The sequence below is a fragment of the Sphingobium cupriresistens genome (assembly GCF_004152865.1).
In the GTDB taxonomy this organism is placed as follows: domain Bacteria; phylum Pseudomonadota; class Alphaproteobacteria; order Sphingomonadales; family Sphingomonadaceae; genus Sphingobium; species Sphingobium cupriresistens.
This window is the reverse complement of sequence record NZ_SEOO01000059.1, coordinates 1-13,422: the sequence shown is the minus strand read 5'-3', so window position 1 is coordinate 13,422 and position 13,422 is coordinate 1. Positions and strand designations below refer to the sequence as shown.

Sequence of the window (13,422 nt, the reverse complement as noted above, 5' to 3'; positions counted from 1 at the left end):
TACAATTGCTCCATGGAAGCCGATATCTACGAGGTCGGTGGTCAGCAACGGTCCTGGTAGAATCAATCAAGCGTTCAGTGTTCGTTCTTCAACCTGGCCAAAATCGCAGCTTCGGGCCGACTGGGCCGGACAGGAAGGTGCCGGCGCGGCGCTCGTAGAGCGCGCGGAGCTGATGTACGTCCTGCAGGATCGGCCAGAGCTGGATGCCGTAACCGGCCATCAGGCCCATAGCGCGCTCGACGGGTTCGAGGCGGCCGAGGGCGGCGAACTCATCGAGCAGAAACAGGACTGGGCGGGTGGGGGAGGTCGGGGCACGGGCAAGATCGGTCAGCCCTTGCGCGAGCATCAGGCGTAGCCAGCGAGCATAGGTGGCGAGCCGATCGGGTGGCAGCACCAGATAGATCGACGTAGGCCGCGCCTTCACATCGGCGAAGGTAAATCCGAGCGCCCCAGCACCGCCGACATGCGCGGGCTGTCGAGGAAATGGGTATGGCGCTGCGCGGCCGACAGCACGCCGGCGGCTTCGCGATCGGACTTGCCGAGGTGACGATTGGCGGCGCGGGCGGCGAGGCCGCCTTGCGCCTGCATGGCCTCCAGCATGGTCGGGAAAATGGCAGGAGCAAGGGTCAGTCGGTCTCGCAGCGTGCCAAGGGTGCGCGTCGCTGATGGCTCGCTGGTGACGATCGACAGGATGATGCCGGCGATCAGCGCTTTGGCTTCCTCGTTCCAATGCGCCTCGCCGGCTTCTCCGGGAGCGTCATAGACGAGCGCGTCGGCCAGCGTCATGCAGTCGTCGGCGAGATCGAGGCCAGCAGGGTCGATGCGATCGAGCGCATTGAACGCCGCGCTGGCAATGCCCGTCACCCCGAAAGGATCGACGACATGGACCGGGCCGAACTTCCCCCGATGGCGGGCGGTGATGCGGGCGTTCTCGCCCTTGGGGTCGATGCAGACGACCGGGCCAGGATAGTCGAGTAGATTGGGGATGATGGTGCCCACGCCCTTGCCGGTGCGCGTCGGCGCGATCGTCAGCAGATGGGCGGGGCCGGCGTAGCGCAGCGGCTTGCCCGTCTTGCGGTCGCGGCCGATCAGCAGCCCGCCGTCACCAGCATAAGCGCGGCTTTCGGCATCAGTCGCGAAACGGGCCGAGCCGTGGGTGTCGTCGGCGGCAGGGCCGCCAAAGCCGAGGATCAGGGGCTGGAAGAGTGCGCGCAGGCCGATGAGGATGACGACGAGCGCCGTCAGCATCATGACGGTCTGATAGATATGGGAGTCATGGGCCAGGCCAAGCAGTTTGCCGAGAATGAACGGCATCGCAAGGCCCAGCACGATGCCGGCGGCCAGAAACAGCATCAGAACGCTGAACAGGTGGCGGATCAGCCGGATCGGGCTGACCACCAGCGCTGTGATCGCCCATATAGGATTCTGGCCCGCGATGCGGGACAAGTTCCGGATTGCGCGGCCGAGCTGGCGGAACCACTCCATCGTCAGCTTGCCTGAAACATGGTCATGCGGATGATGCCGGGGGTAGACTCGATGTCGGCCTCTATTGCCGAAACCTCCTCCATCCTGTCGCTTGGCCAGTCGCGTGAGACGCTGACGCCGCCCTGATCGGTTTCGATTTCGATGAGCCGGGTTTGCGGCGAGAGATCGAGCAGGCGCACGAGCCGGTCACAAAGATCGGGCGAGATCCGATGCACGCCTGACCCGACCATCAGAAGCTGCCATGAACGGGGAACGCGGTCAGTCATTGATCCTCCACATTCTTGCGCGCACGAAGCGCACTCTTTCAGCGACCGGGGCGAGAGGCAGGGACACAAGCTCATAGCCAAGATCGGCATAGACCGTGACCATCGCCTCATAGGTCGCGTGCGCTTCTGCGAAGTCCTGCTTCCTCTCCGCGTCAGTCACGAAAATCTCGCGCCAGGGCGGAGCGATGAACACCCGGCGCTGGTAGCGGAACAGATCGGCGGCTTGGATGACATGGGTGATGGGGTGGACGCCCCCCGACGGCATCGATGTGCCACAGTGGAGGTGTTGAACACCACTTTGAGGGAGGCGTCCGTGTCGGAAGTTAGCATAATTGGGTTGGATATCGCCAAGCATGTTTTTCAGGCGCATGGGGTAGATGCATCAGGCCATGCGATTTTGCGCAGGAAGATTGCCCGGTCTAAACTGCTGCCATTCTTTGCCGCTCATCCGCCTTGCCTGGTTGTGTTGGAGGCATGTGGCGGAGCCCATCATTGGGCGCGCGAGTTGCTCAAGCTCGGTCATGATGTACGGTTGATAGCCCCGGCCTATGTGAAGCCGTTTGTAAAGCGCCAAAAGAACGACGCGGCCGATGCCGAGGCGATCTGCGAGGCGGCACAGCGCCCCAGCATGCGGTTCGTGCCGGTGAAAACTGAGGAACAGCAAGCAGCGGCGATGGTGTTCCGGGGTCGAGATCTACTGGTTCGCCAGCGTACTCAGATCAGCAATGCCTTGCGCGGGCACATGACAGAATATGGTTGGATCGCACCGAAGGGCTTGGCGCATCTGGAAAAGCTCAGGGCGCTGCTCTCTGATCGATCGGCGGTGCCCGAAGGGGTGCGGTCGGTATGCATGGTGTTGCTTGATAATCTGGCCATGCTCGACCGGCAGATCGCGCTACTCGACAAGGAGATCGTGCGGCGCTCTCGCGAGGATGCAGTCGCGCTCCGCCTGATGACGATCCCAGGCATCGGACCGATCACGGCAACGGCGATCACCGCGCTTGCTCCGCCGTCGGGGACGTTCTCCAAGGGGCGTGACTTCGCCGCCTGGGTCGGCCTTACGCCGCGCCAACACTCGACAGGGGGCAAACAGAAGCTGGGATCCATCTCGAAGATGGGCGAGCGCACGCTGCGAAGGCTGCTGATTATCGGCAGCAGTGCAGTAGTCCTACAGGCGAGCAAACGCGGCGCGGCGAAGGGATCGTGGCTCGAGCAGATGCTGGCCCGCAAGCCACGCATGCTGGTGACGGTTGCGCTGGCGAACAAGACGGCACGGATCGTCTGGGCGCTGCTGACGAAGGATGAAGTTTACAAAGCTCCGGTCGCAGCCACGGCGTAAGCCAAGGCGGGCCAGAGGTCGTCGGAACGTAGTCGGTCGAAGGAGGGTATGGCACAACGGTCGGCGAGACGGGATCGGAAGAACCAGAGCTTCCCACCGTGCTTCATCAGCACGCTACGGGTGATGTGGTTCCGGTCCGCGAACTCCCATACGGGCCCGCAGCTATCATCGCTGCATCAGAGGCCGGACAGATGGCAGCATCCGACTATGTGCCTACCTCCAAATACCACTTGCGTTAATCGGGGCGTCCACAGATGGGAACAGGCAAGCCGCACAGGCGCAGAAAGCCCGACACATCGGGAACGCCACCGATCTCTACCTGGTCGCGAATGATGGCGCGACCGGCTTCGGGCATGTGCTGGAAGCCCAGCGCTGCCAGTGCATCGATCAGCGTGGTCTTGCCCGAACCGGGGCCGCCGGTGATGATATGAAAATCAGGCCGGTCAGCCATCATCGAACTGCTCTTTGCCACCCTCCGCGTCCGCGTCGAACGCGCGCTTGCCGCGTCGCTTCCAGAGCGCGAGCGCATTGCCATCCTCACGCGCCTTTGCAGCAAGATCGAGCATCGCGCCGTAGAGGGTGGCGCGATCGTCGTCGGCGAGTTCGACCAGGCCGGCTTTCTGGACAAGACCGCCCAGCTCGATCAGATGACGGGTGCGCTCACGTCGGGCCATGACCCATTCCCTTGTCTCGGTGCGGCGATGGCTTGCCTCGACGCGGCGAATAGCATGATGCGTGCGCACCATCGCCTTACCGGTCTCCACGACATCAGCCGCGAGCCTTTTTCCCGCGTCGCTGAAAGAAGGTGGAGCCTTTCGCGCGCCAAGCCTCCCTTTCTTCCGCGTCGGCGGATTCCAGGGCGGCAAGCAGCGCACCGGCGAGTGTATCGAGATCGAGCGCATCGGCCCCGGTGGACGTCACCAGCTCACCCAGCTGCTGCACCTTCTTCGCCTTGAGCGCGCGGGCCTTATCGCCCAGCGCCTTCAGTTCGGCGTCATAGTCGCGGACCTTGCGCATAATCTCTCCGTCACGCTCGTAGCTACGAGCCTCAGCGTAGCACGATCATGATAGCGAGAAACCACTGAGAACAGAAAATGGGCGAAGTCAATCACGCGAACGGCAGAGAGTGTGAGTGCGCGCTTATACGTCGTTGCCGACGTGCGCTAATAAAGGCAGTATAGCGCTGTCATGGCGATCTACCATTTCTCGGCCAAGGTCATCAGTCGCGCCAACGGATCAAGCGCCGTTGCCAGCGCGGCCTATCGTGCGGCGGAACGGCTGCATGATGACCGACTCGGGCGCGACCACGATTTCTCGAACAAGGCCGGCGTCGTCCATTCCGAAATCCTGTTGCCCGAAGGTATGCCGGAGCGTTTAAACGATCGCGCGACCTTGTGGAACGAGGTTGAGGCCGGCGAGAAACGTAAGGATGCACAGCTTGCGCGCGAGGTTGAGTTCTCGATCCCGCGCGAGCTTGATCAGAAAGAGGGCGTCCGGCTCGCCCGCGAGTTCGTGGAAAAGCAGTTTGTCGAACGCGGCATGGTAGCCGACCTCAATGTGCATTGGGACATGGGGAAGGATGGTCAGCCCAAGCCTCACGCCCATGTCATGCTGTCGATGCGCGAGGTCGGGCCGGAAGGCTTCGGCCAGAAGGTGCGCGAGTGGAACAGCACGGCGCTGTTGCAGGAATGGCGCGAGGCATGGGGTATCCATGTCAACCAGCGATTGGCCGAGCTGGATATCGACGCCCGCATAGATCACCGCACGTTGGAGGCGCAGGGCATCGACCTTGAGCCGCAACACAAGATCGGGCCGGCGGCGTCGCGGATGCCCGAACAGGGGCTTGAGGCCGAGCGGGTCGAGGACCATGCCCGGATCGCGCGCGAGAATGGCGAGAAGATCATCGCCAATCCGCAAATCGCGCTCGATGCGATCACGCGCCAACAGGCGACGTTCACGCGGCGCGATCTGGCGCAGTTCGCGTTCCGGCACAGCGACGGCAAGGATCAGTTTGACCAGGTAACGAGCGCGGTGCGGACCTCGCCCGAGCTGGTGGCGCTAGGCAAGGACGGGCGCGGCGAGGATCGCTTCACGTCGCGTGATATGATCGACACCGAGCAGCGGTTGGAGAGCGCTGGCGATCGGCTTGCGGATCGGGCCGGGCATGGTCTCCCGGCGAACGCGACCTACGCCAGTCGCGCCGCCGGAAGTGGTGCCCTGTCACTGGGGGACCAGCAGCAGGAAGCGCTGGCGCATATCACCGGCAAGAACGATCTGGCAATCGTTGTCGGCTATGCCGGCACCGGCAAATCGACCATGTTGGGCGTTGCGCGCGACGAATGGGAGCGCGCCGGTTTCAATGTGCGCGGCGCGGCCCTGTCCGGCATTGCAGCCGAGGGGCTTGAGGGCGGCTCCGGCATCCAGTCGCGCACGCTCGCCAGTTTTGAATATCAGTGGGACCAAGGCCGCGAGCTGCTAAGCCCGCGTGACGTGCTGGTGATTGACGAGGCCGGCATGATCGGCACGCGCCAGATGGAGCGCGTGCTGTCTGAGGCCGAACGGGCCGGGGCGAAGGTGGTCCTTGTCGGTGACGCCGAGCAGTTGCAGGCGATCGAGGCCGGCGCGGCGTTCCGCAGCCTTGCCGAGCGCCACGGCGCGGCCGAGATCAACGAGGTTCGCCGCCAGCATGAGGACTGGCAGCGCGACGCGACGCGGGCGCTGGCGACGGGTCGCACCGGCGAAGCGATCCATGCCTATGAGCAGCACGGCATGGTCCACGCGGCCGAGACGCGCGAGCAGGCCCGCGCCGAGCTGGTGGACCAGTGGGACGCGCAGCGCCGCGCCGATCCCGACAAGAGCCGGATCATCCTCACCCACACCAATGCCGAGGTTCGGGATTTGAACCTGGCCGCGCGCGATCGGCTGCGCGACGCCGGCGAGCTGGGGGCGGACGTGCGCGTGTCGGCCGAGCGGGGCGCGCGCGAGTTCGCCAGCGGCGACCGCATCATGTTCCTGAAAAACGAGCGCGGGCTAGGGGTGAAGAACGGCACGCTGGGGAAGGTCGAGCGCGTGTCGGCCGACAGCATGGCCGTTCGCCTTGATGGTGGCCGACAGGTGGCGTTCGACCTCAAGGATTACGCCCATGTCGATCATGGCTATGCCGCGACCATCCACAAATCGCAGGGCGTGACGGTCGATCAGGGGCATGTGCTGGCGACGGCGGGGATGGACCGCCATGCGGCCTATGTGGCGCTGTCGCGGCACCGGGACGGGGTGCAGCTCCATTACGGCCGCGACGACTTCGCCGATGATCGCCGGCTTGTCCGCGCGCTGGGGCGCGAGCGGGCGAAGGATATGGCGTCGGATTATTCCCGTGATTCGGCGCAGGACGTTCGTGCTTTCGCCGACCGTCGCGGCTTGTCGGGCGAGATCCGCTTGCCGGATGCGCCCGAGTGGAAGGGCGTGGAGATCTTCGCGCCCCGCGCGGGAACCTCACGGCAGATGGGCGAGGAATCGCGCACGCGCGATATTGGCGGGGACCGCGGCGCTGGCGAGGCAAAGGCCGCGGCCGAGCGACAGCCGCGGCGCGGTATGTTCGACGGCTTGAGGTTGCCGATTGAGCCGGGGAAGGCGACCGAGCCAGTGCAGGGTGCGAAGGAAAAGCCGGCTCCCAAGCGAGGCATGTTTGATGGGCTGAAATTGCCGCTGCGCGCTCCGGCGCCAACGAGAGAAGTCCCGGCGCGGGCCGAGCAGGGCCAGGACCGGGATTACCGGCGTGCGGTCGAGCGGGCTTCGCGCTCGGCCGAGGCGGTGTTGCAGGCCCGCGCATCGGGCGGGCCGGTATTGGAGCATCAGAAAGTCGCGCTCGAGCGCGCGGGGCAAGCGCTGGACCAGATCAGGGCGGGAGCCTCGCGCGATATGGCATCGGCGATGCAGCGTGATCCTGCCTTGCTGCGCGAGGCGGCGGCGGGGCGCAGCGGTCCGATGATCGAGGCAATGGCGCAGGAGGCGCGTGTGCGCGCCGATCCCCATTTGCGCGCCGATCGGTTCGTGGAACGCTGGCAACAGCTCTCGCAGGACCGTGACCGGCTTTATCGTTCCGGCGACATGACGGGTCGGGATCGCACGGGTAAGGAGATGGCGGGCATGGCGAAAAGCCTTGAGCGCGATCCCCAAGTGGAATCGATCCTGCGTAATCGCACTCGCGAGCTGGGGCTTGAGATCGGCATGGGCCAGGGCCGCGACATGGGCGGCGGCGAACTGGGCCGGCAGTTGACGCAGGCGCTGGGAATCGGCCGCGATCGGGGCATGAGCCGCTGATAGTTTTGCGGATAAGCGCCTGTCATGCTAAGATGCTCCGCGCCGGAGAGCCGATCCCATGAACGATATGACCCGCTGAACCGTCTCTGTATCCAAAACCACCGACATTGCTGTGCGTAGCTTTCTCGCCCAGCGTGGCATGAAGAAGGGCGACCTTTCCCGTTTCATTGAGGAAGCGGTCAAATGGCGCGTTCTCGACCAGACCATCACCGAGGCGCGAAGCAAGTTCGAGGATATGGCCCCCGACGAGTTGGATGCGCTGATAGGGGAGGCGGTCGCCGCCGCGCGTCAGCCCGCAGGCTGACCCGTGCGTGTCGTTATCGATACCAATGTCCTCATAAGCGCGCTGCTTTCGGAGAAGTCGTCGCCCGCGCAGATCGTCACGCTCTGGCGGGAAGGGCGGTTCGAGCTGCTGACTTCGGCCGAGCAACTGGACGAGCTGGCGCGGGTGACGCGCTATCCCAAAATCCGCGAGCGGCTTGCCCGGCGCTTGCGTGGCGGCTTGTCAACAAGCTGCGCGATGTGGCCGTGACGGTGACCGACCTTCCGCATGTGACGGCCTGCGCCGATCCTTGGGACAATTACCTGCTGGCGATGATCGTGGCGGGCAGGGGCGACCATCTTGTGACCGACGACAAGCGGGATTTGCTGTCGATGGTCCGCTACGAGGGCGCGCGCATCATCGCCGTGCGGGACTTTCTGGCGATGTTCGGGCGGTTGCCCAGGCACGAGGGTGCATGAGCGATCAGGACGAGTGTCGCGGGGCCCATGCCGGCGACGATCCGGTGGCGGCGTTCGAGCGGTTGCGCGGCGAGGTGTCGTTGCTGCGTCATGCGGTTGAAGGGCTGACCACCGCGCGCGAGAATATCGAGATTCCCGACTATGAGCCGACGCTGGAACGCACCGAAAAGATATTGGCGGCGCTCGCCCAGCGGCTCGACCCCATCGCCAAAAGTCCACTCCTGTCGATGACGCCGGACTCTATGGCGAGCCAGATCGCGACGGCGGCTACGACCGCACGCCGCGAGAACGCGCGGCTTGTGTCCGAGGCGCGCGCGGGGACTGGGTTAGGCTACTCGTGAGATCGGTAACCGGCTTGCATCGGCGCGACGCGGTGATGAGCAAAATTGCTGGCTCTATGGGATGGTCGCGTGTGGCGTAGAGGGTCAGCGCAGCAGCTCGCTCACCAGCGATGGCTTCTTGGCCAGCATCGCAAGCAGGACCTGGGCGGGGCCGGTGGGATGGCGGCGGCCATGTTCCCAGTTGAGCAGCGTGCCCTTGGCGACGCCGATGCTGCGCGCGAACGCCCCTTGGGAGAGGCCGGTGCTGGCCCGGATCGCCGCCACGTCCACGGTAGGCACCTCGATCTGGCGGACAACTGCGCCGGTCTCCTTGCCCTGGGCATAATCCAGCGCCTCGTTCAACCCCTGCATGATGCTGTCATATACGCTCATCTGTGGTCTCCATAGGTTGCGACCAATGCCTTCGCCAGCTCGACGGCGGCGGCCTGCTCGGCCTTGGTTAGGTTGTCCTTCTCGTTCTTGGCGAACACGGTGACGAGGAAGATCGGCATAGGTGCGCCGCCTAGAACATAGATGGTCCTGTAGCCGCCGCTCTTGCCGCCGCCCTCACGGGGTATGCGGACCTTGCGCAAGCCGCCGCCCAGCGAGACGCCCGCTTCCGGGTTGGCCGCGATATAATTTACCAGCGCCGTCCGCTCATCCTCGGTCATGATGGCCTTCGCGCGCCGTAGGAACTCCGGCAACTCGACGATGGTCTGCAAGCTGGTCATGCCATCTAATTATGCGTCAATGGCACATATGTCAATGACGCATAGCCGTTCCGCTTGACCCGTGCGCGTCGATCGGGTGACATCTGCGCATGCGCCCGGACGCAAAGGCGTGGAGATATTTGGGGTTCGCGATGCCGGCGATCGCAGCGCTGGAAGGGGAAGGTCGCGCTTGAGCGCGCGACGCAGACGCTGGACCAGATCAGGGCGAGGGCGTCGCGCAGCGGCCCGATGGTCGCGGCGATGGCGCATGAGGCAGGGTGCGCGCCGATCGGTTCGTGGAACGCTGGCAACAGCTCTCCCAGGACCGCGACCGCCTCTATCGTGCCGGCGACATGACGGGGCGGGAGCGTACGTGCAAGGAAATGGCGGGCATGGCGAAAAGCCTTGAGCGCGATCCCCAAGTGGAATCGATCCTGCGAAACCGTACGCGCGAGCTGGGGTTTGAGATCGGCATGAACCGGGACCGGGACATGGGCGGCGGCGATCTTGGCCGCCAGTTGACGCACGAACTCGGGATAGGCCGTGATCGCGGCATGAGACGCTGATGCCTTTTGCCGGCTTTCTGGCGTTTCATGATCTTTCATGATAGAGTGTGCGCCAGAAAATGGAGGTATGACGTGGCGAGCCAGGCCCGCGAGAAATTCGCGACCCAAGTAAATTCGGAGATTTTGGCCCATGTCCGCAGCCTTGCACAGAGCGAGGGGCGGCAGCTTCAGGCGCTTGTCGATGAGGCGCTGGCCGATCTGATTGAGAAGCGGCGGCAGAGCAAGCCGCGCAGCGCCGTCATGGCGGTCTATCAGGCAAGCCATGAGAAGTTTGGGACGCTCTACAAAAAGCTGGCTGAATGACCGACTACCTCACGCTCACCGAGGTTCTCGCCATTCATGACGATCAGATCGCGTGCTACGGCGGCGCGGACGGTGTGCGTGATTTCGGCCTGCTGGAAGCCGCCTTATATCGCCCGCAAACGGGATATTACGCGGACCTGATCGAGGAGGCGGCGGCGCTATGGGAAAGTCTGGCGCAAAATCACCCATTCATCGACGGCAACAAGCGCACGGCCTTTGCTGTGACCTATACCTTTCTAGCCATCAATGGCGGGTGGATCACGGCGGACCCCCTTGATGCCCATGCCTTCATCATCGGGCTTCACGAGTCCCGCACGTTCACTTTCGAGCACTTGACACAATGGCTGGGAAGTAATGTCTCCCTTGAATAAGCGCCGGAACCGCTGGACTGTCTCGATAGCGAAAAGCACTAACATTGCGGTGCGAGGCTTCCTCGCGCGACGCGGCATGAAGAAGGGTGATCTATTCCCGCTTTGTCTTCATAAGCGGATTGCTTTTAGTCAGATCGCCGCCCACCCAGATCGTCACTTTCTTGCAGGAAGGACGGTTCGTCGAACTGCTGACTCTGGAAGAGCAACTGGACGGGCTAGCGCGGGTGACCTGTTACGAGGCGCACGCATCATCGCCGTGCAGACTTTTGGCGGTGTTCGGGCGGATGGCTAGGAGCGAAAGTGGATGAGCAATCAGGACGAGGATGAGAGCCAGGGCGAGGATGGTGCGGCGCGGGCGTTCATCCAGCTGGGACGCGAGGTATCGTTGTTGCGCGCCGCCGTCGAGGGATTGACCGCCGCGCGCGAGAATATCGAGATACCCGATTACGAGCCAACGTTGGCCCGCACTGAAAAGGTTTTGGAGATATTGGTACAGCAGGTCGATGCTGTGGGGAAAAGGCCTGCCATGATGCTCACTCCGGAATCTATGGGACAGCGTTTAAACGCCTCCGTCGCCGATGCGGCCCGTGAATTGCGCAATCAGGTGCAGGCGACCGATACGGTACTGAAGGGCGTGGCGCGAGACTTAGCGGGCTTGGTCGCTTCGGCGCGACGCGGCGAGGAGCAAAATCGCTGGCTATATATGTTCGGCGGAGGCGGCATGGTGCTGGGGCTCTTGCTCTACGCCTTGATGGCGGGACCGATCGCGCGGCTCGCACCGGCGAGGTGGCAATGGCCCGAGCGGGTGGCGACGCGCGTGCTAGGCGAACCTACGGAGTTCGATGCGGGGCAGCATCTGATGCGCGCCGCAAATGCGGAGGGGTGGCGCATGATCGTCGCTAGCGCCAGTCTGGCGAAGGACAATCGCGAAGCGATCGACCGATGTCGGAAACAGGCGACCAGGGCCAGGAAAGTGGTGCGCTGCACGATCGACGTAAAGGCGGCTAAATAGGCGTAGGTTCGGCTATATCAGGCACGGATCAACGCGATCCTCCGCCGCCAAATGCTCTCGTCGATCCGGCGCTAGCATATTTCTTGACTGGTGCCGCGTGACCGATGTGAACAGGCGGTGCTGTCCTATATCGCTGCATCCTTCTCTCTTTGCCCTCACTGATTCAGCGGGTGAATTAATCACGCGCCACTGATTCAGATAAGTCGTCGGACTTCGCAGGGCTGATTTTGTAGGCTTTGAGCTATGAAAGGCGCGATTCTCCCTGACCCGATCGAACTGGAGGCACTCGACGAAGGCCGCAATATTTGGCGGCGCTACAGCATCGTCGCCAGCTTCGACCTATTCGATATGATCGTCGTTGAAACCCGCTGGGGCCGGATCGGCGCACGCGGCCAAGCCCAGGTCCGTGCCTTCAACGACTGTGAGTCGGCCGAGCGCTATATCGCCGCGATCCTGCGCCGGCGCGGCACAGCCGAAAATCGGATCGGCGTCGCCTATCGGCCATTGACGGTGGCGCCATAAGCTCGCCTCTTTGCGGTTCCGACAAACATTCTAATGGTCCAACTGTTGCGCTACGGTGAGCTGTGGTCGCGATGTTTCGCGGCTTCACCATGACCCAGCTGCACCGGTATGCCTTGCCGCCGTGATGACGCACTATGCCCTGCCTCTCAAATTGATCTATAGTCGCGATGTGCCGAGCTAAAATTTTAGAATGACGTAACGTCATTCTTTTGCGGCATTTAATTTGACCATAACCATGCACCTTAACGCGACGGTCAAACCTTGCGAATGATCCTTCGCATACCCGGGGGGCACCGGGAGAAAAATAATGGAGAGGATCAGTTACCGTCCAAGGACGGAGTATCGGAAGGAGCCGCGCTATGCGGCGGATATTAAAAGCGTCCTTATTTGGGAGGGCATGCGCGAGCCTGTCACGATCAGGAATATATCGGCCTACGGCGCTCTGCTGGAAGGTTTCCATTTTCCGCCCATCAACACGCGGATCACTTTGATTACTGACAAGATGGAGGTTTGCGCCACCGTCATCTGGCGCGGGGCGGATCGCTGCGGCCTTTTGCTTACCAGTCCGATAGAACCGCTGGAAGTCTTGCGGGAGCGGCCTATTCGGACTGTTGAAAATACGCGGACGCCGCCCATCACCCTCCACCGCATCGGACGGGGTTTATATGCCTGACTGCGCAAGGAGGTTCAAATGAGAGAAAGCTCGTTGATCGTCGCAGAGGGGGCGATATGCTCGAGGTAGAGGTCTGCCATCTCCCGGATACTGGGAGGCACGTCGACATCTTCGTCGGCCATGGCCGCACGGATTTTCCTTCAGAGTAGGAACGCCTTGGGGAACACCAAGCCGAACTCGGCCAAGTGTCCTCGTAGGGCGTTGATAGTCTGTGTGCTGCGCTTCGCTAGGTCAATCGATAGCATGGGTGCATTCGCCATATGCTCTTCCTTGGGCCATGGCGCCAATAAGCATCTTACGATGCCCGAAAAAGGAGGCATCCATAGCATGATTTAAAATGGGCGTTCTCACATTGTCAGTCTGGAGTATAGTCTATCCGGACGTCAGGCGAATGGTCTGAAATATGTCAGATAAGAGCCGTGTTGAGATATTCTTGACATATGGCGACCGACATCTAAGGTCCTAACCTGACAAATTGAGCATCAGGGGTTGAAATGAAGGGGCAAAGGATCGGCTATGTCCGGGTCAGCGCCTTTGAACAGAATGTCGACCGCCAGTTGGACGGCATTGCTCTTGACCGGGTCTTCACCGATCGTGCCTCGGGCAAGGATGTTGGCCGCCCGCAGCTCGACGCGATGCTCTCCTTCATTCGCGAGGGCGACATACTGGGGTGACTACACGAAAGTGACGTATCTGCACGCTAAGGGCGAACAAATCCGGTACGATGCCAGCAGATGCTATTCGCAGGCTTTCCTGCCCCTTTTATGTGGTGCCGCCCTACGGGCGCCGATATG

At 62.7% G+C, this 13,422-nt stretch carries 19 protein-coding genes and 3 pseudogenes; 14 read left to right on the top strand and 8 right to left on the bottom strand.

What is annotated here, in order from left to right; all coding sequences use genetic code 11:
* Window positions 1–88 precede the first annotated feature (88 nt).
* From EWH12_RS20265 to EWH12_RS20255, 3 genes and pseudogenes are all read right to left on the bottom strand, one after another.
* A pseudogene (locus EWH12_RS20265) lies at window positions 89–1,248 on the bottom strand (type IV secretory system conjugative DNA transfer family protein).
* A gap of 239 nt (window positions 1,249–1,487) precedes the next feature.
* Complete coding sequence (locus EWH12_RS20260; protein ID WP_129927638.1) at window positions 1,488–1,751, bottom strand: hypothetical protein; 264 nt, start codon at window positions 1,749–1,751, stop codon at window positions 1,488–1,490.
* A complete protein-coding gene (locus EWH12_RS20255) occupies window positions 1,744–2,016 on the bottom strand; it encodes an AAA family ATPase (RefSeq protein ID WP_242496150.1) in 273 nt (90 codons plus the stop codon). Before EWH12_RS20255 ends, EWH12_RS20260 begins: the two co-directional genes overlap by 8 nt.
* 48 nt (window positions 2,017–2,064) lie before the next feature.
* Here EWH12_RS20255 and EWH12_RS20250 point away from each other — a divergent pair, with 48 nt between their 5' ends.
* Window positions 2,065–3,090, top strand: coding sequence for an IS110 family RNA-guided transposase (locus EWH12_RS20250; RefSeq protein ID WP_129927637.1), 1,026 nt, complete (start codon window positions 2,065–2,067; stop codon window positions 3,088–3,090).
* A gap of 235 nt (window positions 3,091–3,325) precedes the next feature.
* Here EWH12_RS20250 and EWH12_RS20245 read toward each other — a convergent pair whose 3' ends face one another.
* From EWH12_RS20245 to traD, 3 genes are all read right to left on the bottom strand, one after another.
* A complete protein-coding gene (locus tag EWH12_RS20245; protein WP_479725515.1) occupies window positions 3,326–3,544 on the bottom strand; it encodes an AAA family ATPase in 219 nt (72 codons plus the stop codon).
* Entirely contained in the window at window positions 3,534–3,764 is a 231-nt protein-coding gene (locus EWH12_RS20240; protein WP_129927636.1) for a conjugal transfer protein TraD, read from the bottom strand. Before EWH12_RS20240 ends, EWH12_RS20245 begins: the two co-directional genes overlap by 11 nt.
* 94 nt (window positions 3,765–3,858) lie before the next feature.
* Window positions 3,859–4,107, bottom strand: a complete 249-nt coding sequence (traD, locus tag EWH12_RS20235) for a conjugal transfer protein TraD (protein WP_129927635.1) — start codon at window positions 4,105–4,107, stop codon at window positions 3,859–3,861.
* Between the two features lie 171 nt (window positions 4,108–4,278).
* On the opposite strand from traD, the gene traA reads away from it, so the two are divergent.
* The 5 genes and pseudogenes from traA to EWH12_RS20215 all read left to right on the top strand — a co-directional run bounded on the left by traA (window position 4,279) and on the right by EWH12_RS20215 (window position 8,492).
* Complete coding sequence (gene traA / locus EWH12_RS20230; protein WP_129927634.1) at window positions 4,279–7,410, top strand: Ti-type conjugative transfer relaxase TraA; 3,132 nt, start codon at window positions 4,279–4,281, stop codon at window positions 7,408–7,410.
* A gap of 91 nt (window positions 7,411–7,501) precedes the next feature.
* A pseudogene (locus EWH12_RS20225) lies at window positions 7,502–7,714 on the top strand (ribbon-helix-helix domain-containing protein); the annotation flags it as partial.
* Between the two features lie 3 nt (window positions 7,715–7,717).
* Entirely contained in the window at window positions 7,718–7,942 is a 225-nt protein-coding gene (locus EWH12_RS22780) for a putative toxin-antitoxin system toxin component, PIN family (protein ID WP_242496148.1), read from the top strand.
* A gap of 2 nt (window positions 7,943–7,944) precedes the next feature.
* Complete coding sequence (locus tag EWH12_RS22775) at window positions 7,945–8,151, top strand: PIN domain-containing protein (protein WP_242496147.1); 207 nt, start codon at window positions 7,945–7,947, stop codon at window positions 8,149–8,151.
* Window positions 8,148–8,492, top strand: a complete 345-nt coding sequence (locus tag EWH12_RS20215) for a hypothetical protein (protein ID WP_422917746.1) — start codon at window positions 8,148–8,150, stop codon at window positions 8,490–8,492. The genes EWH12_RS22775 and EWH12_RS20215 overlap by 4 nt, the downstream gene beginning before the upstream one ends.
* An 84-nt stretch (window positions 8,493–8,576) precedes the next feature.
* Here EWH12_RS20215 and EWH12_RS20210 read toward each other — a convergent pair whose 3' ends face one another.
* Window positions 8,577–8,864: a helix-turn-helix domain-containing protein gene (locus tag EWH12_RS20210; protein ID WP_129927633.1), complete on the bottom strand. Its 288-nt coding sequence runs from the start codon at window positions 8,862–8,864 to the stop codon at window positions 8,577–8,579.
* Window positions 8,861–9,202, bottom strand: coding sequence for a type II toxin-antitoxin system RelE/ParE family toxin (locus EWH12_RS20205; protein ID WP_129927632.1), 342 nt, complete (start codon window positions 9,200–9,202; stop codon window positions 8,861–8,863). Before EWH12_RS20205 ends, EWH12_RS20210 begins: the two co-directional genes overlap by 4 nt.
* A 159-nt stretch (window positions 9,203–9,361) precedes the next feature.
* Between EWH12_RS20205 and EWH12_RS20200 the strand changes: the two are divergent.
* From EWH12_RS20200 to EWH12_RS20165, 8 genes and pseudogenes are all read left to right on the top strand, one after another.
* Window positions 9,362–9,747: pseudogene (locus EWH12_RS20200) on the top strand (Ti-type conjugative transfer relaxase TraA); the annotation flags it as partial.
* Window positions 9,748–9,819: 72 nt separating this feature from the next.
* Window positions 9,820–10,050 (top strand): hypothetical protein, encoded by a 231-nt coding sequence (locus tag EWH12_RS20195; RefSeq protein ID WP_129927631.1) that lies wholly within the window; start codon window positions 9,820–9,822, stop codon window positions 10,048–10,050.
* Entirely contained in the window at window positions 10,047–10,421 is a 375-nt protein-coding gene (locus EWH12_RS20190; RefSeq protein WP_129927630.1) for a type II toxin-antitoxin system death-on-curing family toxin, read from the top strand. The genes EWH12_RS20195 and EWH12_RS20190 overlap by 4 nt, the downstream gene beginning before the upstream one ends.
* A complete protein-coding gene (locus tag EWH12_RS22770; protein ID WP_242496145.1) occupies window positions 10,405–10,713 on the top strand; it encodes a ribbon-helix-helix domain-containing protein in 309 nt (102 codons plus the stop codon). The genes EWH12_RS20190 and EWH12_RS22770 overlap by 17 nt, the downstream gene beginning before the upstream one ends.
* A 12-nt stretch (window positions 10,714–10,725) precedes the next feature.
* The gene (locus EWH12_RS20180) at window positions 10,726–11,433 is read left to right on the top strand and encodes a DUF6118 family protein (protein ID WP_129927629.1); all 708 of its coding nucleotides are present in this window, start codon (window positions 10,726–10,728) and stop codon (window positions 11,431–11,433) included.
* Window positions 11,434–11,676: 243 nt separating this feature from the next.
* Window positions 11,677–11,955 (top strand): WGR domain-containing protein, encoded by a 279-nt coding sequence (locus EWH12_RS20175; protein ID WP_129927628.1) that lies wholly within the window; start codon window positions 11,677–11,679, stop codon window positions 11,953–11,955.
* A 307-nt stretch (window positions 11,956–12,262) separates the two neighbouring features.
* Window positions 12,263–12,628, top strand: coding sequence for a PilZ domain-containing protein (locus EWH12_RS20170; RefSeq protein WP_129927627.1), 366 nt, complete (start codon window positions 12,263–12,265; stop codon window positions 12,626–12,628).
* Between the two features lie 494 nt (window positions 12,629–13,122).
* Window positions 13,123–13,302 (top strand): recombinase family protein, encoded by a 180-nt coding sequence (locus EWH12_RS20165; RefSeq protein WP_479725514.1) that lies wholly within the window; start codon window positions 13,123–13,125, stop codon window positions 13,300–13,302.
* Window positions 13,303–13,422: the final 120 nt, after the last annotated feature.